Here is a 23,726-nt window from a genome sequence, read left to right as displayed (position 1 = left end):
ACGCAGGAAGGAACGCGACCAAATCGAAACATGAGGGCGTTCCGATTATGAATTACCGTCTTGCCACCGGCCTGCTGGGCCTGCTGGGCGCCGCTTGCGCCACCCCCGCTTTCGCACAGGCAGAAGCGCCCAAGGCGATCACCGTCTCCGGCAGCGCCGCGCTCGTCACCGATTACCGCTTCCGCGGCGTATCGCAGACGGACAAGGAAATGGCCGTACAGGCCGGCGCCACCGTCACCCATGAAAGCGGCATCTACGTCGGCACCTGGGGTTCCAACCTTTCGGGCTGGGGCACCTTCGGCGGATCCAACATGGAACTGGACCTGATCGCCGGCTATTCGACCGAGGTGATGAGCGGGTTGAAGGTGGACGTGGGCCTCACCTGGTACATGTATCCGGGCGGCGCCAGCAAGACGGACTTTGCAGAGCCTTACGTGAAGCTTTCCGGCGATCTGGGCCCGGCCAGCGTGCTGGTGGGCGTGGCCTATGCGCCCAAGCAGGAAGCGCTGGGCAAGGTCTATGCCAGCGGCGCGGACTATGCGGACGGCATCGGCCGCCCCGGCGCCAAGTCGGACAACTTCTACATGTGGGCGGACGCCAGCGCCGGCATTCCGGACACGCCGCTGACCGTGAAGGGCCACTTCGGCTATTCCAACGGCAACTCCGGCCTTGGCCCCAACGGCACCAGCGTGGCGCCCACCGGCGAATATCTCGACTGGCTGATCGGCGCCGACCTGGCGCTGGGCCCGGTGACGCTGGGCGTGGCCTATGTCGATACCGATATCTCGAAGTCGGAAAGCGCCTACCTCTATCCGAACTTCTCATCGACCAAGAACGGATCGTCGATCGCCGGTTCGACCGTTCTGTTCTCGGCCACCGCGGCGTTCTGAGGCGCGGTGATCGGCGGGTGATCGGGGCCTGGCGCCCCGTCACCTTCTTCCCCGGCATCTTCCCCCGCACATTGCGCCAGCCACGCCGCGAAACCGGCATGGCACTTTTCCGCGCCGAAATGATCGGCAACCACCTGCCGCGCCGCCTCGGCCAGTGCCCGCCGCGCCGCCGGGTCTCGATCCAGCGCGATCACGGCGGCGGCGAACTGATCCGCCGTAGCGGCCACGCGGACGGCGGCGGAACAGGTCGCCTCCACGCCCTCCACCGTCACCGGCGTGGCGACCACCGCCTTGCCCTGCGCCATCGCCTCCACCAGCTTGATCTTCAGCCCTGAGCCGAACGTCAGCGGCGAAATGATGACCGACGCCTGCGCGTAGAGCGGGCCAAGATCATCCACCAGGCCCAGCAGGCGCACCCCATCCGGCAGCTTGCCGGACAATCCCCGCGCCACCGTTCCGGCCACATCCAGCATCACGCCCGGCCGCGCGGCCCGGATCTGTGGCCATGCATGTGCGCAGAACCATTCCAGCCCGACCACGTTGGGCGCGGTATTGCTGCCCACGAACAGCAAGTGCCCGCTTTCGCCGGGGGCCGCCGCCGGTACCGGCTGCGCCGCCATCGGGGTCAGGATCGTTGCAACGCCGGGCAGGTTGTCCCGCAGGAATTCGGCCTCCGTCGCCTGTATCGCCAGCACCGCATCGGCCCGCGCCAGCAGTGCGATCTCAGCCCCGCGATCGATTGCCACGACGGAATCCACCTTGCCGCCGGTTCGCGCGTGAAACAGGTCATGCATGACGATCGCGGTCGGCACGCCGGGCACATCGGCAAAGCCATCCGTGCAGAACATGTAATCGGCAACGGCGATGTGCGGCCCTGCCCCGTTCGCCAGTCCGCGCGCCGCGCGGCGCAACCAGCGATGGTCGGCCATGCTCCACGGCTGGGCGATCGCATAGGGCATCGGCCGGTCGGCAGCCCAGCCGGCATTCACGCCCAGCTTGCGCGCCAGCCGCCGCGCCAGGGCCGCCGCGATGGCCAGATAGACACCCGGCCGCAGCACCGCAAAATGCCGCCCCACGCGGACCAGCCCCCGAATGCGATGGCTTTCGAACACCGCCATCTCCGGCCGCATGGACAGCACCGGCCAGCGCCCTGCCACGCCGGGAGAGGGTTGCAGCAAGTGGGGCACCATGCCCGCCCGGCGCACCGTCCGGGCAAGGTCCAGCAAGTAGGTCGAACTGCCATTGGTTGCCCCGACCAGGCGTTGGCGACTGATAAAAAGCACGTGCCGGTTCGTCATCGGATCGCCAGGACCTCCTGATGGGTCGGGAGGCGGCCCATCGCCGTGGCACTGTGCCCAAGATCGCGGTGCTTGCGCCGCACGATGCCTCGATTCCGGAGTTTCCGGGGCACTCCACCGGGCAGGGACGATGGACCGCCAATCTGCCGTTTCCCTGCGCGTTCCGCCCTCGCCGTCGGGCCGCCCCACTCCTTCGCCGGCAGGCAGCGGCCACGGAAAACCCCGCAGGTTCATCACCAGAACGGATGCAGTCCGCCGCCGGGAAGCCTGTCCCTCCGCCTATCATCGTGGCTCCGGAGCGATCGAGGCCCTCCCAGATGAAAAACCCCACTTTCGAGGTGCCCCATGCAATGGCGGGCGCTGCCCCTCCGAATGCCGCGACCAGCGCGGATGGGGGCATTGCGACGGCCTACATCGTCCACGACCTTGCCGATGCGGCCGTTCGCCGCCGTATTGGCCTGCTGCGATCGGCCGGCGCGGCCATTCGGCTTGCCGGGTTTCACCGGACCGAACGCGCGCCCGCCGAAGTGGAGGGACTGGTTCCCCAACCGCTGGGCCATACCCGCGACGGGGCTTTGCTGGCGCGCATCGTCACCGTGGCGCGGCAGTGGCTGGCACCTGCGCGGCTGCGGCGAGTCACCGGGGGAGCGCAGGTGATCGTGGCGCGCAATCTGGAAACGCTGGTGCTGGCGGCGCGCCTCCGGCAGCGGGGGCAACGGCTGGTCTACGAATGTCTCGACATTCACCGCCTGCTGCTGGGCGCCGGCCTCGCCTCGCACCTGCTGCGAATGGTGGAGACATGGGCGATGCGCCATGTCGATCTGGTCGTCGTCAGCGCGCCCGCCTTTCGCGATCGCTACTTTCGCGAAAGGCGGGGCTGGAAGGGCCCGATCGCGCTGGTGGAGAACCTCGTCCCGGCGACCGGCATGCCGCCGGAAGCCAGGCCGCCGCTGCCCGATCCCTCGCCGGCTCCGCCATGGCGGATCGGCTGGTTCGGAATGCTGCGCTGCCGCCGCTCGCTGGACATGCTGTGCACCTTGGCCAAGGCGCATCCCGGAATGGTGGAAGTGTTGATCGCCGGGCGCCCCTCGCCCGATATTTTCCCCGATCTTGCAGCCGAAATCGCCGCTGCCCCCGGTGTCACCTTCGTGGGCGCCTATTCTGCGGAGGATCTCCCGCAACTCTATGGGCAAGTCCACTTCGCCTGGGCCATCGACTATTTCGAGGAAGGGTTGAACTCGGCGTGGCTGCTGCCGAACCGGCTTTATGAAAGCCTTGCCCATGGGGCGGTGCCCATCGCGCTGGCGCAAGTGGCCACCGGCGAATGGCTGGAAAGTCACGGCGCCGGCATGCTGACCACCGCGCCCGAGCGGCAATTGCCGGACATGTTCGCCATGCTTTCGCCCGAAATCCTTGCCCGGCTGCGGCAGGCCAGCGCGCGCATTCCCGCCACGGCCGTCGTCATGGATGCCGCGCAAGCCCGTGCGATCGGCAGAAACCTGCTGGGGCTGGCGGGATGAGCGTGCTGATCGTCATCCCCTGCCTGAACGAGGAACGGCACCTGCCGGGCCTGCTCGCCATGCTGCTGCGGGATAATCCGCAGGCCACGGTGGTGGTCGCCGATGGCGGCAGCACCGATGCCAGCCGCGCGATCGTCGCCCGCCATGCCGCGATCCATCCCAACCTGATCCTGCTGGACAATCCGGACCGATTGCAGAGCGCGGGCATCAACCTTGCCGTCAGGCGCCACTCCGCCGGACATCGCTGGCTGGTTCGGATCGACGCCCATTGCGACTATCCGCCCGGCTACGTGGCCGGACTGGTCGCAGCGGCACGGCGACATGGCGCAGCCTCGGTGGTGGTGCCGATGGTCACGCACGGCGGCGGATGTTTTCAGAAGGCGGCGGCGGCGGCGCAGAATTCGGCGCTGGGCAATGGCGGTTCCGCGCACCGGCGCATAGGCGAAGGCCAATTCGTCGATCACGGCCATCACGCGCTGATGGACCTGGCGCTGTTCCGGCAGATCGGCGGCTATGACGAAACCTTTTCGCATAACGAAGATGCCGAATTCGACCTGCGTCTTGGCGCGGCAGGCGGAAACATCTGGCTGGAGCCCTCGCTGGCGCTGGGCTACTGGCCGCGCGCGGCGCCCAGGCCCCTGTTCCGGCAATATCGCGGTTACGGCCGTGGACGCGCGATGACGCTGGCCCGCCACGCCGCGCCGATCAAGCCACGGCAGGCCATTCCGGTGGTGGTGGCGCCCGCCGTGCTGCTCGCGCTGGTCGGCCTGTGCCTGGCACCGGTCCTGCCCCTGGCCACCGCGCTGGCCATGCCGGCGCTGATCTGGACCACGCTGTGTCTTGGCTTCGGGTTGGGGCTGGGCCTCAGGCAAGGCTGCCGCTGCACGGCGGCAGCGGGGGTGGCGGCGATGGTCATGCATCTTGCCTGGTCGATCGGATTCATCGGCCAGAAACTGCGCGGCCCCCGGCCCGGCCTGCCGCCCCGCCCGATCGAAGCGCTCGTCTGAGACCGGAGCCGGGACTACCCGGACGTTGCTAAGGCTGCGGCGGCAAGGGCATGGCCGCCCCCAATGCCGCCTCAGCCCCGGCATCGCGCACCGCGCGTTCCTTGCGCAGATTGCCATTGGTGAAGGAATCCAGCCCGGCCAGTATCGGCGTGATCAGCGGAACGTCGCCCTGATCGCGCACCCGTTCGAAATGGGCATCCGCATCGTAGGGCGCGATGTCCCCCGCAAGTCTTGGGCCTTCCAGCAATCCCGCCGCTGCCAGCAAGTTGGCGCGCGCGATCAGTTCGTCCGCCTGGGTGACGTTGTAGCTGTTGCGCACCGTCAGCAGGTCGCGCGCCAGGTCCAGCACGTCCAGCGTGTTCAGGTCTCCGGTCTTCTGCTGGACGAGGGCGCCTTGATAGGCTTCTTCTGCCGCCGTGATCGCCAGCCGGTACTTGACCATGGCAGAGCGCAGCGATGCCAGTTGATCCCATGACGATCCCACCGCCTCACGCGTGTCGCGATAGGCGGAATCAAGCAGGCGCCAGTCCGCCTGATTGGCCTCTTGCGCCGCGCGGGTCCGCGCATGGCGCAGGCCGCTATCGAACAGGGTCTGGCGGACCACCACCTGCCCCACGAATTCGGTGTAGCGCAGCGCGTCGTTGTAGGGGGACTGGGATGCATAGGCGAAAGTGCCCTGCAACGCGACGTTCGGACCGTATTCGGCCTTTTCCGCCGTCGCCTGCGCGCGCGAAATCCGCTCTTTCGCCCGCGCCGCCCCGATCACGCCGCTGTTGACCTCCGCATAGGCATAGGCGTCCTCAAGCGAGGCGAAACGAACGTCCAGCACGTCGGGCACCGCCAGTTCCCCCGGCGGCGCGCCGACGTATTGAAGGAACTGCTTCTGCGACAGGCCCAGTTGCCCTTGCGCCTGCAACAGTTGCGCACGGCCAAGTTCCAGCCGGGTGCGCGTCTGGTCCAGTTCGGTCAGCGTCAGGTCGCGCACGCCGAAGCGCGTCCGGTTTTCTTCCAGTTGCTGTTCCAGCAGCTGCAGGTTCTCTCGCGCGATCGTTACCGACTGGGCATCGCGGCGCACCGCCACATATGCGGAGATCACGTTGCCCAGCACTTGCGCCTCGGTCAGGCGCAGGGCCTCTCGCCGGTATTGCGATGTGGCCAGCGCCGCCTCCTGCCCGGCGGCCAGACGGCCCGAACTCCAGATCGGTTGCGACAGCACCAGGTTGGCCCCGTTGGCCCATCCCTGCGCGCCCACGAAGGGGCCGGACGCCGTCTCCTCCCGCAGCCGGGTGAAGGCATAGTTGGCGGAGGCGGACAGCGTCGGCCCGAAGGCGGAGCGGGCCTCCGCAAAGCCATAGTCGGCCGAGCGCGCCTCCGCCCGGGCAGCAAGCAGTTGCGGGTTGGTGGCATAGGCCAATGCCAGGGCCGCGCTTAATGTGGTGACTTGCGCCGGCATCGCTTGCTGGGTGCCGCCCGGATCCGGATGATAGAGCGGCGGCGGATAAGCGCCCAGCGCGTCCGGCGAAGGAACCGCCGTGGCCGTGACGCCCATCGGCGTGGGTGCAACGGGCTGCCGGGAGGCGGATGCCTCCATTGCTTCGGCTATGGCGTCGGGCCTGGCGCCCGGCGATCGCGCGGGCTTTGAAGAGGACGCCTTCGATTGCGGCTGCCCGGATTGCACCTGCCCGGATTGCGCGGAGAGCGGCGCTGCCGCCAGGCAGCTTGCCAATCCTGCCGTGCAGACCAGCAGGATCGGCCTCAAGGCCATGATCGTCACGCCGCTTCCCCCCTGGAAGTCCTGTGCCCGGGCACGAGCCGGGCGCACGACAGCACCGCGCAGGAACATCCTGCCCGCGTGTCATCCGTCCATCGGCCCGATGTCAGAGAAAATGTCGAAACCGGACCGCCAGCGGCCGCCCTTCACCCAAAGTGATCAAGCATTGGCGCATTCCGGGCAAGAAAGGTTAGCTTCAAAACCGAGCAATCAATTGACCGATTCATAGCCTATACTTGCGGTGGACGCCTTTCGATTGCCATCCATCCCGATGATCCAGCGCCCTTCGCCCTTGCGGACCACGGCGGTTCGGACGGGATTTGCCGCGTTTGCCGCCGGATCGCCATCCGCTCCGACAATGGCGCCCGACTGGTCCAGAACGGGGCGTGCCTCGGGCGTCACTTCCGCCATCGCTGCCGGTGCATCGTCCACGCCTGCCAGCATCGCCGCCATGCCGAAGGCCACGACAGGCTCGGCCTGCTGATAGCGCGCGGCAAAGGCGCCGGGCCGACCGTAACCATCGGGCATTCTATAGAATGCGTGTTGGCCGATCACCGCCGACTTCACCATCATCCCCGACCAATAAGGAACCACATAATCCGCGTGATAATGGGTCGACAGGCCGGCGGCGGCAAAGACATAACCGGCCAGCGCCGCCTCCGCGACAGTGCGCACCCGCGCCCAGACGGCGGGAACCGGGGCCCGTGCCAGCGAACCGTCGCAAGTGAAAGTGAACTGGCAGCCGGTGGCCCGCTCCGCCCCCTGGAACACCACGCCGCAGACCGTATGCGGATAGAGCGGGTGGCGCACGCGGTTGAGCACGACTTGCGCCACCGCCCGCTGCCCATCGACCGGCTCGTAGGCCGCCTCGTAATAGATCGCGGCCGTCAGGCAGGCCAGCGCACGAGGATAATCGGGCGCATGGTTTGCCAGCATGAAAGCCTGCGCGGGCGGGTTGGGCAGTGCCGAGATCGGCCGGCCCGCATTCACCGCCTGCGCCTGTGCCTGCGTCAACGCTTCGATCTGGGATGGATCGGCCACGACAAGACGGGCCGGATCCAATTGTCGCGCGGACTGCGTGGGCGCTGGCGCCCGCCCGGCCGCGACTTGCCCCTGCCCGTCATCGCCTGCCGCCAACACGGTCGCCACTATCAGGGCAAGCGCCAGCAGCAGGACCCCGCCCGCCAGCGCCAGAGGGGGCGGCAGATGGCGCACCGGCGGCTCGCCTTCGGTGCGCGCTGCCGCGATTTCGTCGGCGATCAGCGGCCTGGGCTGGTACATGGCCATGCCTCCTTCAGCGCGACCACGGCCACCGACGATGCCAATCCGTCGCGATATTCCGGGTGGGCCGTCACGAAGGCCAGGAAGGCATTGCTCAGATCCCGCTGCTTCACGGTGTTCGGCGCGCAGAATTCGCGCTGGTCCAGCCATTGTTCGTAAGCGCGCATGGAATCGTGCACGCCAGCGAGAAAGGCCAGGCAATAGGTGACCGAAAAGGCCGTTCCCTCCCGGCACTGCTGGGCCAGTTGCCCGGCAGTGAGAAAGCCGATCGCGGCCGCATCGTCGGCCTTCATGGCAGCGGGGGAAGACGCCGAAACCGGGGTGGCGGCGCGGGCCTGCGGCTGCCAATGCCCTTCATCGGCACCGCCAAGGAACAGCCCAAGCGCCACCAGGAGGGCGACCGCGCGGATCATGCAGACCCGCCGCACGGAATCGGCGATAGCGGCGCTTCGCATGGGCAGGGCCGACGATCCGGCATGGGCTGGCTCCCTTCAATGGCGATGAACGGCACGGGCGGCCCGGCAACGAATATCCCGAGGCGACCTGGGCAAGTATTTGGCAGTTCTTCCCGGCGCGGTAACCGTATAACTCGTTCAAATCAGCGCATTCCTCCTCCGTTCCGGATGCATCTCCTCCGCCCCGCATCGCCATGCTTTCCCGCACCCAACGGCACGCCAAGGGCACCTCGGGAACGCGCCGCGCGGCACCGACCGAACGGGGCGTGCTTGCAGAGATACGAAAAGGTGCGTTTCCGATCCTTCACCGGTAACTGCCCGCCGCCCCTGCCCCTATGCATGATCCCCGGGGGCCTGCGCATGGCTGGTCATAGAGCGCATGCGCGGCAGGAATGGGGGTCCGGGACTTATGCGACAAAGGGGCTGGTTCGGCATATTCGCGCTTATGGTTCCGGCCGCGCCGGCATTTGCCCAGTCGGCCATGCCGACGCAGGGAGCCAGCGTAGCCGATCGCCCGCGCCCCGAATATGCCCCGATCGGCGGGCGGATCGGCTCGTTCTTCGTCTATCCCGAATTCGGCCTTGGCGCCGAAGCCACCGACAACGTGCTGGCCACTGCCGAAAACCGCCGATCCGATCTCGACGCGTTGCTGACGACGAAAGCCTCTCTGCAATCCGGTTTCACCCGGCACGCGCTGGACCTTTCGGCGCATTACGACCGGTCCTTTCATGCGCGGCAGACGTCGGAGAACGTCTCGCGCTATGGCGCGCGGCTGGAGGGCCGGTACGACATCGCTACCGACAGCTGGATCGCCGCCTCCGGCACGGCGGACCGGGAGGTGGAGCCGCGCAGCAGCTTCAACAGCCCCACCGGCGCATCGGAACCCTCCCGCTTTTCGCGCGAAGGCGGCACATTGAAGGCCCAGCGCACCCTTGGCCGGCTTACGCTGGGCGCGGGTGGTTCGATCACGGCGCTGCGCTTCTCGTCCGTCGCCTACGCCGGTGGGCAAAGCCTTTCGCAGCGCTATCGCGACAACAACGCCTATGCCGCAGATCTGCTGATCGGCTATGAATTCCGGCCCGGCATCCGCGCCATCGTGCGCGCCGCTGTCGATCATATCGACTATACGCTGCCCGCCGACGATCCGCGCCAGCCATCGCACCTCAACCGCGATTCACGCGGCCTTCGCATCGAAGCCGGGCTGCGCTTCGAACTGACCAGTCTGCTGACGGGGGAGGCGCGTGTCGGTTATCTTCGGCGCAACTACAGTGCGGGCCAATTGCGCGACACGGCAGGTCCGTCGTTCGGCGCGGACCTCTTGTGGAACGTCACCGGTCTGACATCGCTGCGCTTCAGCGCGGACAAGCGGATCGACGAGGCTGCCTCCGCCACGATCGCGGGCAATCGCGTGACCGAATTCGGGCTGGCCGCAGACCATGAATACCGCCGCAACCTGATCCTTTCGGCCAGCGCCCGGCACGTGACCATCGCGCCGCTGGGGCCCGCCCCCTCCAGCCACGAAATCCGCGCAAGTGCCGGTGCACGGCTGCTGCTGAACCGCCGCCTTTCGGTCAGCCTGGGCTATCGGTTTGCCGACCGCACTTCTGCCAGCGTGGACCATACCTATCGCGAAAATCGCGTGACCATCGCCACGCTGGTCACGTTCTGAACGACATCGCCGCCCGATCTTGGCGGCGCCGACGCGGATCGGCGACGGCAACCGAACGCTCCGACGTACCGGCGCCGAACAAGGCGAAGGCAATCAGGACCACCGCGATCGTGCCGTAGGCATAGAAGGGCTGGAACAGCGTATCGCCAAAGGAACGAACGACCAGACTGACCAACGATACCGCCAGAAAGATATCCGGCGCGGCGCAAAACCGCACCGCGCGATAGAGCGCGGCGATCAGGCCGCTGGCCAACATGGTCGCGGCGATCGCCAGTCCGCCCAGCCCCAGGTCCAGCCAGACCTCCAGATACGTCTGATGCAGGCTGAAGGTGCGCGGATCGGCGATGCGCTGCGATCGCAGCAGGCCGATGGAATCGGCGGACCCGCTCATCCAGAAGGCCTTGTAGCCGTATCCCTGCACGGGCCGCTCCACGATTTTCTGCCATGCCACGTCCCAAAGATAGGTGCGGCCGGTAAGCCCCTTGTCCTTGTTGAAGGTCTTGAGCGTGGCGTCTTCCGCCCGCTCCGCCACTTTCCCCGCGACGGAGCCACCGGCCACGGTGGCAAGCAGGAGGCCCGCCGTCAGGAACGGGCGGATCTTCGCCGGGCACGCATGCAGCGCCATGACCGCGACGCAGATCACCGGTGCCAGCAACGTCAGAAGCTTGATCGTGGCCGCCTGGGTAACCGCGACGATCCATCCGCCCAGCGGCGTGGCCAGTGCCCCGGCCACGCGCCACAACGGTGGCTGCCCCCGGTCCAGCGCCAGCGCCAGGCCGCAGAACACCACGCATTGGCCAACCGCCGCCATGGCATTCTTGCTGCCGGTAATGCCCACAAGCACCGGCCCGGTTGTCGAAGGGCCGGTATGACCCGAGGCAAGCGAGACCAGGCAGATCGCCAGCGATGCCGCGAACAGTTGCCGAACGAAGCCGCGCACGTCCGCCGTCAGCCAGATCGCCAGCGCGCCCAGCACCGTGATCGCCAGTTGCCCGGCATAATGGAACGTCATCATCGGCATGCGCGACCATATCGTCGATGCCAGCGCGAAGGTCGGCAGGGCCAGCAACCAGCCGACCGGCTGCAACCGGGCGTCCACGCGGTTCCTCAGCAACAGGAAGATCGCCAGCGGCGCACCAAGCGAAACGACCGGAACCACCGGCCCCAGCGCACTGCCCAGATGGGCAAAGAGGATCGCGGCCGCCAGAATGGAAGACAGCGCCTTGGCGACGGCGCTTTCTTCAAGGCCGGCTTTGGTTTCGGGATCGGACTGGGAATCGGGATCGGGGCAATCGAAGCCCGACTGATCTGGTGCTTGCATGGTCATCCGGATGAAGGGAACGCGCCGCAAGACCGCGCCGCCTTGCCGGAATCGTACAGCATCGCAGAAGCCCCATGGGATCGGAAGCGACCGTATCGGAGCCAATCGCGGCGCGAATCTGTCACCCGGTCACGCGGGGTACCGGCGTTCACCCCCGCCATCACAGGCGATCGGCAATGCCATAGCGATGCAACAGCCGATGCGGCGCCTGTCGCGCCCATCGATGCTTGAATTCCTGCAGGACGTCCGCGTGCATCCGGGCGCTCGATCCCGCGCGGCCGATGCTGAGCCCTTCCTGCGAATCCCGCTGGTAGGTGGCGGCCAGCGCCTGCTGCTGCGGTGCGGAAACCGGCGCTTGCGCACCCACCGCCTGCAGCAGCGTGGCGGGATCGCGCAGCATGTCTTCATACCATACCAGTTGCGGGCGACGGCCGGCGCGGGTGAGCACGTCGAACACCCTGACCGCGTTGGCATAGCGCCACGCCAGTTCGTCCGGTCGATTGTCCGGCCATTGCCCGAAGGCGCGATAGGTGGACATGGCCCAGGGTTCCAGCGCCCGCAGGATCATCGCGCAACGCCCCTGGGTGGCCACGGCGATTTCGCGCGCGACGATGGTGCATTGCGCGCGCAGCTTCACCACCAGCGGTTCGCCGACGAAAGCGCTGAGGGCCCGCGTGGTCGCGCGGATCACCCGCGCCCTGTCGCGCCGGTTCAGCCATGACCGGCGATGCCCGGCCACCAGTTGCTCATAGACGCCGGGTTCGGACGCGCTTGGAATGCCCACCGCGCCCAGAAGGTCTGCCGCCAGCGTGGATCCGCACCGCCCCACCGAAAAGAGAAAGGTCACGCCCGTGGGCGGCAGCGATGCCGGAAACAAGGCGTCCAACGCATCGAAGGAAACAAGCACCCCCTGCTGCGCCTGTTCGCGCTGCGCCTGATAGAGAAAGGCATGGCCAGCCGCGAAATCGCGCGACGCGTGCAGCGTGAAAAGCATCTGCCGCCGCCGCCAATCCACCGCATAGGGCACCATCGCATCGCGCAGGCAGGCGATTTGCGAATCGTCCAACGGCGGTTCGGCCGCCGGTGAAATCGAAAAGTCGTCCATGCAAACAAAGGCATAGGCATCCACGCCGGGGCGCAGGGCCAGATCGACGCGTTCGGCCTGACGGGAATGAAGCCCCATTCTGAACCTCTCAAACACGACCTGCGAATCACGGTCGGCGATCGTCCAAGCCTATGAAAAAAATGGGATGCGACAATGGATCGGCCCCGATTCGGGCCCGGATACAGCCTCCGAAATGGTGTAAACTGCCGGGATTTCGGGTGCCGCCACGCCATTGCGTGTCGATCGGACCAGGAAGCGCAAAAATTTTTTGCAGAGCCGCGCGGCCGGGCGCCGAGCCCATCCGGCAAAAGCAGCAATCCTTTGCAAGAAATCGGCCCTCCCCCTCCCCTGTGCGCAATAAAATTACGCTACCGAGCGGGCACGCTCCGAATTCACGGGGCGATCGACTGTAAAATAACGCCGCAAAAATCGCAACTTACGAATACAGCTTTCGGCATATACCTATATGTAACGAAATAGACTATTATCATTTCCAATCGGTTAAAATTATTACCACGCTGGAAACCAAAGGCGTTGCGAGTTCGCTTAATCCGCTCGGCTATTTCCTCGATCACACCGAGCCCCCCCGGCTCTTTGATCAGGAATAAATGCCATGGGTATTCAGACTTCCTATTTGAACGCTTTCGAAGTGACCATCGGGAATCAGGCCGCAAGCAATTCTTCGATCTACGGAACCGCCGGCGCCGACGTGCTGACCGGCACCGCCAAGAACGACTGGTTCTTCGGCAACGATGGCGCCGACACGATGGCCGGCGGACTGGGCGATGACACCTATCAGGTCTACAACAAGAACAGCGTGGTCACCGAGCTGGCCGGCGGCGGCATCGACATGGTCCGCTCCACCGTCAGCTACGTCCTGCCCGACAATGTCGAGATCCTCTCGCTGTCGCTGACCAACACCACCGGCTTCGGCAATGCGCTGGACAACGTGCTGATCGGCCAGGCCGGCCATCAGACGCTGAACGGCATGGGCGGCAACGACGTGCTGGTCGGCGGCGCCGACAACGATACCTTCGTCATGTCCAAGGGCGGCGGCACCGATGTCATCGTCGATTTCCAGAACGGCGTGGACTCGGTCCGCCTCGACGGTTTCGGCCTTACCTCGTTCGATCAGGTCCGCCCGCTGCTTACGCAAGTCGGCAGCGATGTGAAGCTGACGCTGGCCAGCGGCGAAGGGCTGCTGTTCCGCAACCATTCGGTCGGCGACTTCACGGCAGACGATTTCCAGCTGCAGATCGACACCAGCAAGATGAAGATGACGTTCGACGACGAATTCAACAGCCTCTCGCTGAAGTCGGCCGGCGGCCTGTGGAACACCAACTACGGCTATGCGGGCATCGCCAAGTACACGCTGACCTCCAACGGAGAGCGGCAGCTTTACGTCGACGCCGATTTCAAAGGTTCCGGCAGCACCTCGCTGGGCCTCAACCCCTTCAACATCCACGACGGCGTGCTGGACATTACCGCCAAGCCGGTGACCGACGACCAGTCGAACGCGATGTGGGGTTACGACTATGCTTCGGGGTTGCTGACCACGAAGGGTACTTTCTCGCAGCTTTATGGTTATTTTGAAGTAAACGCCAAGCTGCCGGCGGGCCAGGGCCTGTGGCCCGCATTCTGGATGCTGCCCGCCGACGGTTCGTGGCCGCCCGAGCTGGACGTGTTCGAACAGCTTGGCCGCGATCCGACCGCGCTGTGGATGACCTCGATCTCCAAGGCGAGCGGGAAGGCGACCTACACGCACGACATCATCGAAGTGCCCACCGCCACCACCGAATTCCACAAGTACGGCGTGTTGTGGGACAAGGATTACCTGACCTTCTACATCGACGGCGTGGAAGTGGGCCAGGTGCCGACCCCGACCGACATGAACAAGCCGATGTACATGCTGCTGAACCTTGCGGTGGGCGGCAGCTGGGCGGGCGCCCCGGCAGACGGCGTGTCCGGCACCTATTCGATCGATTATGTCCATGCCTATTCGCTGGATCAGGCCGCGGCCGTGATCACCGCCGGCGGTTCCACGTCGACGGCTCCGACCACTACTGCCCCGACCACCACTGCCCCCATTACCACTGGCCCCACCACGACCGCTCCCACGACGGAAACCACCGTTGGCACGACGACTGGAACTACGACTGGAACTACCGCACCCACTCCCACCGCCACGCTGAAGCTGGGCACTGCCGGCGCGGACTCGCTCTCCGGTGTGGGCGGCGAATTCAAGATGGTCGGCGGCCTGGGCAACGACTACTACCGCGTCGACAGCGCCGGCGACGTGGTCGTCGAACAGCTCAACGAAGGCACCGACACGGTCTGCGCCAGCATCTCCTACACGCTGACCGCCAATGTCGAGAACCTGTCGCTGGCCGGCACTGCCGCCATCGACGGCATCGGCAACGAACTGGCCAACACCATCACCGGCAACAGCGCCAACAACGTGCTCTCGGGCATGGACGGCAATGACAGCATCAATGCCGGCGCGGGTGACGACACGATCATCGGCGGCAAGGGCAACGACTTCCTGCGCGGCGAAGCCGGCAACGACACCTTCCTGTTCGACGCCAACGACCTTGGCGCCGACAACAAGACGATCGACCGCATCTACGACTTCGAAGGCGCCGGCGTGGCCGGTGGCGACAAGCTGCGCTTCGAAGGCTTCGGCGCCGGTTCCACGCTGACGCTGGACACCAGCACCTACAAGAACGGCACCTATCTCGACGGCGCCGGCCACAACGTCTTCGTCTACAAGCTCTACGACGCCGCCACGCAGCACTTCGAAACGGTGCACGTCACCTCGCTGTCGGGCGCGCCGCTCGGCGCCGATGACTACACCTTCGCCGACCGCGTGGTCCCCTTCACTTCGGTGAAGACCGGCACCGACGGCGCCGACTCGCTCACCGGCGTGGGCGGTGAGTTCAAGATGGTGGGCGGCCTGGGCAACGACTACTACCGCGTCGACAGCGCCGGCGATCTGGTGGTCGAACAGCTCAACGAAGGCACCGATACGGTCTGCGCCAGCATCTCCTACACGCTGACCGCCAATGTCGAGAACCTGTCGCTGGCCGGCACCACCGCCATCAACGGCACCGGCAACGAACTGGCCAACACCATCACCGGCAACAGCGCCAACAACGTGCTGATGGGCATGGACGGCAACGACAGCATCAATGCCGGCGCGGGTGACGACACGATCAACGGCGGCAAAGGCAACGATTTCCTGCGCGGCGAAGCCGGCAACGATACCTTCGTCTTCGCCGCCGGCGATATCGGCACGGACAACAAGACCGTGGACCGCATCTACGACTTCGAAGGCGCCGGCGTGTCCGGTGGTGACAAGCTGCGCCTTGAAGGGTTCGGCGCCGGTTCCACGCTGTCGCTGGATACCAGCACCTACAAGAACGGCACTTATCTCGACGGCGCCGGCCACAACGTCTTCGTCTACAAGCTCTACGACACCGCCACGCAGCACTACGAAACGCTACACGTGACTTCCATGTCCGGATCGGCGCTTTCTTCGGATGACTTCGGCTTCTACGGCTGATCCAAGAATAGCCGGAGCAAGGGTTCGGGGCTCCCGTTCGGGGGCCCCGTTTCCTTTTGTCAGCATCTGGTCCGGTATTGCATGTCGCCATCCCCATCCGCCGGTTCCGCATCGGCAGTCCAAGTCTCCCTGCTGATGGTGGCGCGCAACACTGCGCCGTTCATCGGCGCCGCGCTCCGCTCGGCCCGGGCGCAGAGTTTCGCGGATATCGAGATCATCGTCGTCGACGACGGATCGACCGACGAGACACGCACCATCGCGCTTGCCCATGCGGCGCAAGATCCGCGCGTCAGGGTGATCGACGGCCCCCGCATCGGGCTGGCCGCCGTCCGCAACGCCAGCCTCGCCGCCGCGCGCGGGCGATGGGCAGCCATTCTCGACAGCGACGACTTGCTCCATTTTCGCCACATCGAACGGCTTGTTGCAGAAGCGCGCGTCAGCAGGGCGGAAATCGTTGCCGCCAACATGGTCAGCTTCGCCATCACGCAAGGCGTGGCCCAAACCGCCCTGTTCGCCAAGACGCCACCTTGGCGTGTCGCCCGGGAGGTCGGGCTGGCCGAATATGTACGCGCGAACAGCGCCTTCGGCGATCCGGTCTGCGCCGGCTATCTGAAGCCGCTGCTGGATCTGGCGTTCCTGCGCCGCCACGATCTGGCCTACGATCCCCACCTGCGCATTGCCGAGGACTACGATCTTGTCGCCCGCATGATGGCGCGCGGCGCCCGCTTCGCCTACCTGCCCCGGCCGACCTATTTCTATCGCCGGCACGGCGCCTCCACCTCTCACCGCCAGAGCGAGACCGACCTTTCGGCCATGCTGGCTGCCGCCGATGCCGTGCTCGGCAGCGGCAGCACCGCCGATCTGCGTTCCGCGGTTGCGCAAAGGAAGGCCGGCATCGGGACATCGCTGCGCCACACCCGCGCGATCGGCCACCTCAAGGCTCGGAATCCCGGCGCGGCCCTGCGCGCGCTTGGCCGCGACTGGCGCGCATGGTCTCTGCTGGCGGCATCGGCGTGGGAGGGCGTGGGCCGAAGGCTGGCATCGCGGCCGCAACCGCGCCCCGCATCGGCCCCGGTCGCGCTGGTTATCGGCACGGTCGAGCGCGGCACGGCGCTTCACGCGCAGATCGCCCAGCTTGCGGCGGCCGGCACGAAGATCGTCACGCGCCCACCCCCCGTTGACGATGCGGCACGGGCAATGCTGGTCAACGGCCTGCCGGCACTGAAAGCCTCCTTCATCGCCCCGCCCGCCTCCGCCGACGATGGCGGATATGCCATCGTCCACGCGGATGGCGCGATGGCGGCCCCGCTCGAAACTGCGGGGCGTGAAGCGCCGCCGATGTCGAGCGCGGCCCCGCCGGACGGCGCATTTTCCCACGCGATGCCCGGTCCGGCATGACCGCAAGACCGATGCCCCCGCGCGAGCGTACATGGTGGAGTCGGACGGCGGCGGCGGCAGCGGTGGCGGCAGGCCATCATCCCCGATTGCTCCAACTGACAAGCGGGCTCATGCTCGGCCTGTCGATGCTGGCATTGCTGCTGGTTCTGGCGCCGGACCTGACGCGTGCCCCCGCCGCCGACCAACCCGTAAACCCGCCGCTCCCCACACCTCTGCCGATAGACCGACGCCATCCGTCATTCGCGGAAGAGTTCGACCAGTTGCGGCTGCAGGGCCAGGGCGGGCCATGGCGCACCCGTTTCGACTATGCGGGCATTGCCGCCTACACGCTGGCCAGCAATGGCGAAAAGCAACTCTACGTCGATCGCGATTTTCGCGGAACGGCGTCATCGCCGCTGGGCCTGAACCCCTTCAACATTGCCAAGGGAATGCTGACGATCACCGCCGCGCCCGTCACCGACGCGCAGGCGGGCAAGATGTGGGGCTATCGCTATGCCTCGGGCCTCCTGACCACGCGGCACAGTTTCGCGCAGCGCTACGGTTATTTCGAAATCCGCGCGCGGTTGACGGATCGCGCATCGCTGTGGCCCGCCTTCTGGCTGCTGCCGGCGGATGGATCGTGGCCGCCGGAAATAGACGTGTTCGAACAACTGGGGCGCGATCCCGCGACGATCACCATGAGCACCGTGTCCAACGCAACCACATCGGGGCAAAAGCGCCCCGTCCATACGCACGCCGTCGCCACCCTGCCCACAGCAGCCAGCGCCTTCCACACGTACGGCCTGTTATGGACGCCGGAACAGATCGCCTTCTATCTGGACGACCGCGAAATCTCCCGCATGCCGACGCCGGCAGACATGCACACACCGATGTATCTGCTGGTCAACCTGGCCGTGGGCGGCCCCTGGGCGCATGATCCGGCCCCCGACCATCCCGTCAACGGCACTATTACCGTCGATTACATACGGGTTTATCCGCTAATTTCGGAAGACAACCCGATCAATTCTTGCAAACACCGACAATCGGAGCAGAGCTGATCGGATTCGGATCGGGTTATACTTTGTACAACGCCCCGCGCAGCCTATTCGCAAGTCTCGACCAAGGCGTTAACCGCGACGGCTTACCGTGACGCGGCGCGCCTTCCCTGCAAGGCTGGCGCGATGGGCAATCTGAACCAGGATCCGCGATCCGACGATTTTGCGACGCTTGCCCGCCTGGAGGCGCGTCGCATGGTGAACGCCGTCGCCCAGGCAGCGGACGAAACGCCGGTATCCATGCCCGCCCAGCAGTTCCGCAAGCTGGCAGCCCTGATCGACGGCCTGTCCGAACGGCTGGAACAGTGCGACTGCGTCGAAGGCCGCCTGGGCGATCCGCGCTACTGGGTGCCGCTGCAAAGCTTCGAGGATCTGCGCAAGCGGTACGATCGCATCAGTTGGATGATCTCGTCCAACACCCATGATTTCCTGGAGTTTCAAACTTCCACGGCGTGACGTTTCCGTCCCTGCGCCGCATTGCGCCGCCCCCTGCGGCGACGCCTACGATACGATGATCGGGTCTCCCCATAATAAAAAGCGACATTGAAAGCAGAATTTCAAGACCCTTGAAAATTCCGCTTTCATCACTGCAACCGCCGTAACTACGCAAAGGTACGATGCGCGCGGGTTACCCAAATCAAAGTAAACATCATTAGTAAATTCAATTGTAACCACATCATCAAACCACGATCGTTAGCGACCTAACAGGGGGTCTGAACGATTCAATTCAGATGGAGCTATTCAAAATGGCAGACAATATCTATGGCGACGGCAGCACATTCTATGTCGTCGGCACCACCGGTGACGACGTTCTTGTGGCACTGAAAGGCGGCACGCAGCTTGATGGCGGCGCGGGCCGGGACCATCTGAACGGCAGTTCGGGCCACGACGTGCTGACCGGCGGCAAGGGCAACGACTTCCTGTGGGGCGGCGCCGGCAACGACACCTTCCTCTGGCATGCGTCCGACCTCAGCGATGACAACGCCACTGTCGACATGGTCTACGATTTCGAAGGCGCCGGTGTGGCCAGCGGCGATGACATGATATTCTATGGCTTCGGAGAGGGATCGACCTTCACCACCGATGGACGCGGGCAGGTTCTGCCCGACGGCCGGGGCACGATCTACAAGTACACGCTGTACGATGCCGCATCGGGCCATTCGGAGACGATCATGGTCACCTCCACGAACGGCAAGCTGCTGACCACCGACGATTTCCACTTCTATTCGTCGGTTCCCGTCTGAATGCGTTTCGGGAGGGCCTGCACGGTGCGGCTCTCCCGTTCCATTTCCATCATGCCCCCAATCAGGAAAGCAGGAACCTGGCCGCGGCGTAGAGCAGCGCCCAGGAACCGATGGCCCCGGACAGCAGCAAGGCAAGGCGAACCGATCCCGGCCATTTGGCAACCTGCGGCTCTTGCGCGTGGCCGCCATGCCTGGCGAACCGGCCACGGGCGACCCGGGCATGGGTAAACGCCTTGGCCATGCGATCGCGCGGAACGGGGGTCAGGAATTCGCAGCCGTAGATGGAGCCCGATCGCCACACCACTGCCGCCCTTTGCGATCCGGCGCCGTCCAGCCCCACGCAGACCACGGTGCCGACATCAAGATCGCAGCTTCGCGAATTGAAGCGGAATCCCCGTGATGAGAAATTCTCCACCTTGATCGCCACTGGCTCCCCATCGGGCTTGCGCAGGGTGCTGTCCTGATCGACGGAAAACCGCGGATCATCCCGATCGCGCCGGTCGTCCCGATCGGCAGCATGATAGATCTTGATCGTCGCATTCAGCATCGCAGTTCTCCCGTCTGGCGACGATTAGCCCCGCCGTAGTATATAAGTCGTTATACTTCGCTCCGTTCAGCTCCACAGCAAAAATTGGCAAAACAGGGGCAAAATCGACCGATAATGACTTTTTCCAAGCCTCTTCAATGGCACCTTTCGAGAGACGAACGAGCACCGAAAAAGCGGCCCACATGCGCGCGAACATGTATTTATGCGGTATTTTCAATAGCTTGATACGGCTTCACATGGCCCACGACGCGCACCGCCCAACGACGCACCGATGCAAGTAATCGGAACCAAGAAACCAAAAGCATCCATTCCTGATCGAGAATCGGCCGAGTCGTTTTCGACCGCACTATAGAAATCACATCCGATTTGGAAGCATCAACCCGTAGCCTGGAGTCCGATACGGTCGGCCGGGGTCTGCCGGAGCCAGGTCTGCCACCGCGCCAGTTCCACCTTTGATGACGGGCCGCACGCCTTACGCGGCGATCGGCAAGCTCCGCCGCACGCCCAGGATCGACCTGTTCAGGGCAAGCGCCAGAACCACGCCGGTACCCGCGCAGACCGCGCCGGCAGCAACCAGCGCAATCCCGGTCACGCCACTGATCTGCCGGAATGCCGCCAAGGCAGCCATGGCAACAGTCGCCGCCAGCAGGCTCTGCGCGATCACGCCCAGATAGGCGCGCAAGGGCACGGGAACCACGTCCCGCACCGAAAGGATCATCCACGGGCCACCGATCAGATAGGCGCAGCCGATGCCCGTCGCGATACCTATCGCGCCGCCCATCGCGCCCAATGTCGCAAAGGCCAGCCAAAGCCCCGTCAGCCGCACGGTCTGCCGCAATTGCCGATCGGGGCGCCCCAGCGCCACCAGACATGGCATGACCAGAAAGACCACCGCCTGGATTGCCGCCCCCGGCACCAGCGCGGCATAGATGATCCCGGCCGCGCGCCACTTTTCCGAAAGCATGACGGCGAAGATATCGGGCGCGATCAGCGCCGCGCAAGCAGTAGAGGGCACCACCAGCGCCGCCATCACGGCAGACACCTTGACCAGCATCGCGGCAACTTGCTCCGGACTGTCCTTGATCCGCACCAGATGCGACAGGAACACGCCCTGGAACGGCCCCAGAATGACATTGGCAGGCAGGCGCGCAACCTGCAGCGCCATGGCATAAAGGCCGACCTGCGCACTGTCCCGAACCATGCCGAGCAGCACCACGTCGAGCGACCGCGTGGCGAAATTGACAAGGCTCACTTTCAGTACCGACCAGCCGAATGCCAAATCCGGTGCAATCAGGTGGAAATCGTATTGGCGCAGCGGGCGCCAGCGCGACAGGATCGTCACGCTGGCGATCCGCAGCAGCCAGTACGCCAGTTGTTGCGCCACCAGCGACCATGCTCCGGCACCGTGCAGTGCAAAGGCGAACGTCGCCGCCACGCCGCCCAGCGTCGCGCCGATTTCCACCAGGCTGAGGCTGCGGAAATCCTGCGCCTTTTGCAGGCGCGCTGCGGGCACCGCACCGAAGCCCTGCAACACCAGCGTGAAGGCCAGCGCCATCACCACCGGGGCCAGATCCGGCTGATCGCAAAGCCATGCCAATGGCCACGCCGCAATCGCCACCAACAGCGCCAGCACGGCCCCGCTGGCGCAGATCGTCCAATGCGCGGTGGCCCAGACGCGTTCGTCATCTTCGACGCGGCGCATCAGCGGCGCGGGCAGCCCGCCGTCGCAGAGGATCATCGAAAGGATGACGATCGGCATGGCCAGCGCCACCAGCCCATATTCATGCGGCCCCAGTATGCGGGCGAGGATCGGCAGACTCAGCGTCTGCAGGCCGACCCGGACGATACCCGCGATCGACATCGCCGCCGCACCGCCCAGCAACCGCCGTTCGCTCATGCGCCGAAACCGTGGGGCGGCTGCAGATAGTAGGCAAAACTTACCCGCGGCGGCGATAGACGCGTAAGCGCGGCCCTGGCCTTGTCCGCCGCAATCGCCCCGGCGAGATCCCATCGCTGCCGGCCGGGAAGCGAAAGCGCCCCCGTCATGCCGGAAAGCACGCCGCGTTCCTGTCGGCGCGCCAGCGTGGTCAGGTGGTTGACCTTGCAGCGGGTTTCGCGCAGCCGTCGCGCGAATGCCTTTTGCGCCCCGCCGCCCTGCGGATAGTCCCGAAACAGGCGCTCTTCCGCCGTCAGCAAGTGCTCAAGATCGGCAAGGGTGTGCGCGGCACTGAGCGAATCCGAACGTTCTATCGCCACATAGCCGCAGTGCCGGGTGAACCGGAATCGGGCGCCCGCGATCAGCAGGCCCAATACCAGCACGAAGTCCTCCCCCAGCCGAAGACGCTCATCATACCTGGCCCCGCAGGCGCGAAAGAATTGCGTGCCGAACACCGGCTTGCAAAAGCCGAGCTGGTGCCGCCGCTGCCGGAAATTGGCCAGATTTCCGCGCAGAAAGCGCGCAACATCGATCGTCTCGCCCGCATCCGCCACTGCCCTTCGCTCGGCCGGCGGAGGCAGGCGATCCGGCCGGTCGGTAAACAGGATATTGTCCGCCCAGAGATCGAAATCACCGGTGGCCGGCATTGCATCGAACCGACCAGGCAGGAAGAAATCGTCGCTGTCCAGGATCGCGAACCACGGCGCCTGCACATGTTCGATCGCACGATTGCGGGCCTGTGCCGGCCCGGCATTGCGCGTGGCCCGCAACACCGTGACCGCCGCGTTGCCCTGGTAGTGACGCTCGACAAGGTCGGGCGTACCGTCATTCGACGCATCGTCCGCCACGATCACGCAGCGCACGTGCGGACTGGCCAGCGCGGAATCGATGGCACGCACGATCGTGCCGGCGGCATCGTGGCAGGCGATGATCACATCGATGGAGGCCGGTGCCACGGCCATGGCCTAAAAGAACCGTTCGGGAACGGTGATGGTATCGCCCGGCTCGATGGCCAGCCCGCCGATGTCTTCGATGGTGACAAGCTGGTCCTGCGCCGTGCCGTCATGGCGAACATGCACTTTCGACTTGCGCGCACGGTAGGTGTAGCCGCCTGCGGTAGCCACGGCCTGCCCCAGCGTGAGCCCTGCCGTGAACGGATAGGCGCCGGGCCGGTTCACCTCTCCCAGGATGAAAAACGTGCGATATTCCAGCAGATCTATCGCGACGCGCGGATCGTTCAGATATCCGTCCAGCAGGCGCTTGCGGATATCCTGCGCCACTTCGTCCAGCGTGTGGCCGCGCGCATCCACCGTGCCGATCAGCGGGAACGAGATTTCTCCATTCGGTGCCACGGCGTAATCGCCCGTCATCGCCGCTTCGCCGAACACGGTGATCCGCACCTTGTCGCCAGCGCCCAGCTTGTATCGGTCATCCCGCTGGGCGACCGCGACGGCAGCGGCGCCGGGCGCCGCACTGGTCAATGGCGCGGAGGCCAGCGGTGCGATCGCTGCCAGCGACGGGGCCTGCTGCGCTGCCGCCTCATGCGGCGCCACGCCTGCGGACAGGACGGCCAGGGCCGCTGCGATCACAAGCGTCCGCGCGGTCGACAGTCGGCAATGGATCGTCATCATTCACTCCTTCCCACCATAGGGTGGCGCGTTCGATTGCAGGGATCCGCCGTGTCGGCC

The 23,726-nt window shown here is 65.6% G+C and carries 19 protein-coding genes; 9 read left to right on the top strand and 10 right to left on the bottom strand.

Annotated features, from left to right (window positions below):
• Positions 1–47 precede the first annotated feature (47 nt).
• Positions 48–890, top strand: a complete 843-nt coding sequence (locus tag WBP06_RS01505; RefSeq protein WP_395331154.1) for a TorF family putative porin — start codon at positions 48–50, stop codon at positions 888–890.
• Here WBP06_RS01505 and WBP06_RS01500 read toward each other — a convergent pair.
• Positions 809–2,173, bottom strand: coding sequence for a glycosyltransferase (locus WBP06_RS01500; RefSeq protein WP_395331151.1), 1,365 nt, complete (start codon positions 2,171–2,173; stop codon positions 809–811). The two genes, WBP06_RS01505 and WBP06_RS01500, sit on opposite strands and share 82 nt — an antisense overlap.
• Positions 2,174–2,505: 332 nt before the next feature.
• Between WBP06_RS01500 and WBP06_RS01495 the strand changes: the two genes are divergently transcribed.
• Together WBP06_RS01495 and WBP06_RS01490 are read left to right on the top strand one after the other, a co-directional pair.
• Positions 2,506–3,708: a hypothetical protein gene (locus tag WBP06_RS01495; protein ID WP_395331149.1), complete on the top strand. Its 1,203-nt coding sequence runs from the start codon at positions 2,506–2,508 to the stop codon at positions 3,706–3,708.
• Entirely contained in the window at positions 3,705–4,715 is a 1,011-nt protein-coding gene (locus WBP06_RS01490; protein WP_395331147.1) for a glycosyltransferase family 2 protein, read from the top strand. Before WBP06_RS01495 ends, WBP06_RS01490 begins: the two co-directional genes overlap by 4 nt.
• A 28-nt stretch (positions 4,716–4,743) precedes the next feature.
• Here WBP06_RS01490 and WBP06_RS01485 read toward each other — a convergent pair whose 3' ends face one another.
• From WBP06_RS01485 to WBP06_RS01475, 3 genes are all read right to left on the bottom strand, one after another.
• Positions 4,744–6,480 (bottom strand): TolC family protein, encoded by a 1,737-nt coding sequence (locus WBP06_RS01485; protein WP_395333986.1) that lies wholly within the window; start codon positions 6,478–6,480, stop codon positions 4,744–4,746.
• A 216-nt stretch (positions 6,481–6,696) separates the two neighbouring features.
• Positions 6,697–7,767, bottom strand: a complete 1,071-nt coding sequence (locus tag WBP06_RS01480; protein ID WP_395331146.1) for a cell wall hydrolase — start codon at positions 7,765–7,767, stop codon at positions 6,697–6,699.
• Entirely contained in the window at positions 7,746–8,180 is a 435-nt protein-coding gene (locus tag WBP06_RS01475) for a Rap1a/Tai family immunity protein (RefSeq protein WP_395331144.1), read from the bottom strand. The genes WBP06_RS01480 and WBP06_RS01475 overlap by 22 nt, the downstream gene beginning before the upstream one ends.
• Positions 8,181–8,631: 451 nt before the next feature.
• Here WBP06_RS01475 and WBP06_RS01470 point away from each other — a divergent pair, with 451 nt between their 5' ends.
• Complete coding sequence (locus tag WBP06_RS01470; RefSeq protein WP_395331141.1) at positions 8,632–9,891, top strand: outer membrane beta-barrel protein; 1,260 nt, start codon at positions 8,632–8,634, stop codon at positions 9,889–9,891.
• On the opposite strand, the gene WBP06_RS01465 is transcribed toward WBP06_RS01470, so the two are convergent.
• The gene (locus WBP06_RS01465) at positions 9,881–11,212 is read right to left on the bottom strand and encodes an O-antigen ligase family protein (RefSeq protein WP_395331139.1); all 1,332 of its coding nucleotides are present in this window, start codon (positions 11,210–11,212) and stop codon (positions 9,881–9,883) included. The two genes, WBP06_RS01470 and WBP06_RS01465, sit on opposite strands and share 11 nt — an antisense overlap.
• A 160-nt stretch (positions 11,213–11,372) precedes the next feature.
• Positions 11,373–12,395, bottom strand: coding sequence for a hypothetical protein (locus tag WBP06_RS01460; RefSeq protein ID WP_395331137.1), 1,023 nt, complete (start codon positions 12,393–12,395; stop codon positions 11,373–11,375).
• A 535-nt stretch (positions 12,396–12,930) separates the two neighbouring features.
• On the opposite strand from WBP06_RS01460, the gene WBP06_RS01455 reads away from it, so the two are divergent.
• The 5 genes from WBP06_RS01455 (at position 12,931) to WBP06_RS01435 (ending at position 19,555) form a co-directional block, all read left to right on the top strand.
• Positions 12,931–15,879: a family 16 glycosylhydrolase gene (locus WBP06_RS01455; RefSeq protein ID WP_395331135.1), complete on the top strand. Its 2,949-nt coding sequence runs from the start codon at positions 12,931–12,933 to the stop codon at positions 15,877–15,879.
• An 81-nt stretch (positions 15,880–15,960) separates the two neighbouring features.
• A complete protein-coding gene (locus WBP06_RS01450; protein ID WP_395331133.1) occupies positions 15,961–17,277 on the top strand; it encodes a glycosyltransferase family 2 protein in 1,317 nt (438 codons plus the stop codon).
• Complete coding sequence (locus tag WBP06_RS01445; protein ID WP_395331131.1) at positions 17,274–18,314, top strand: glycoside hydrolase family 16 protein; 1,041 nt, start codon at positions 17,274–17,276, stop codon at positions 18,312–18,314. The genes WBP06_RS01450 and WBP06_RS01445 overlap by 4 nt, the downstream gene beginning before the upstream one ends.
• A 123-nt stretch (positions 18,315–18,437) precedes the next feature.
• Positions 18,438–18,767, top strand: a complete 330-nt coding sequence (locus WBP06_RS01440) for a hypothetical protein (RefSeq protein WP_395331129.1) — start codon at positions 18,438–18,440, stop codon at positions 18,765–18,767.
• A gap of 290 nt (positions 18,768–19,057) precedes the next feature.
• Positions 19,058–19,555: a hypothetical protein gene (locus tag WBP06_RS01435; RefSeq protein ID WP_395331127.1), complete on the top strand. Its 498-nt coding sequence runs from the start codon at positions 19,058–19,060 to the stop codon at positions 19,553–19,555.
• Positions 19,556–19,616: 61 nt separating this feature from the next.
• Here WBP06_RS01435 and WBP06_RS01430 read toward each other — a convergent pair whose 3' ends face one another.
• The 4 genes from WBP06_RS01430 to WBP06_RS01415 all read right to left on the bottom strand — a co-directional run bounded on the left by WBP06_RS01430 (position 19,617) and on the right by WBP06_RS01415 (position 23,669).
• Positions 19,617–20,102 carry a PilZ domain-containing protein gene (locus WBP06_RS01430; RefSeq protein WP_395331125.1) on the bottom strand — a complete coding sequence of 162 codons (486 nt, stop codon included), beginning with the start codon at positions 20,100–20,102 and terminating at the stop codon, positions 19,617–19,619.
• 472 nt (positions 20,103–20,574) lie between these two features.
• Entirely contained in the window at positions 20,575–21,999 is a 1,425-nt protein-coding gene (locus tag WBP06_RS01425; RefSeq protein ID WP_395331123.1) for a lipopolysaccharide biosynthesis protein, read from the bottom strand.
• Positions 21,996–22,994, bottom strand: a complete 999-nt coding sequence (locus WBP06_RS01420) for a glycosyltransferase family 2 protein (protein ID WP_395331121.1) — start codon at positions 22,992–22,994, stop codon at positions 21,996–21,998. Before WBP06_RS01420 ends, WBP06_RS01425 begins: the two co-directional genes overlap by 4 nt.
• A gap of 9 nt (positions 22,995–23,003) precedes the next feature.
• The gene (locus WBP06_RS01415; RefSeq protein WP_395331119.1) at positions 23,004–23,669 is read right to left on the bottom strand and encodes a polysaccharide biosynthesis/export family protein; all 666 of its coding nucleotides are present in this window, start codon (positions 23,667–23,669) and stop codon (positions 23,004–23,006) included.
• Between the last annotated feature and the right edge of the window lie 57 nt (positions 23,670–23,726).

The sequence above is a fragment of the Novosphingobium mississippiense genome (assembly GCF_044029535.1).
GTDB lineage: Bacteria > Pseudomonadota > Alphaproteobacteria > Sphingomonadales > Sphingomonadaceae > Novosphingobium.
The sequence above is the reverse complement of the archived record's forward strand: the minus strand, read 5'-3'. Positions and strand labels throughout refer to the sequence as shown.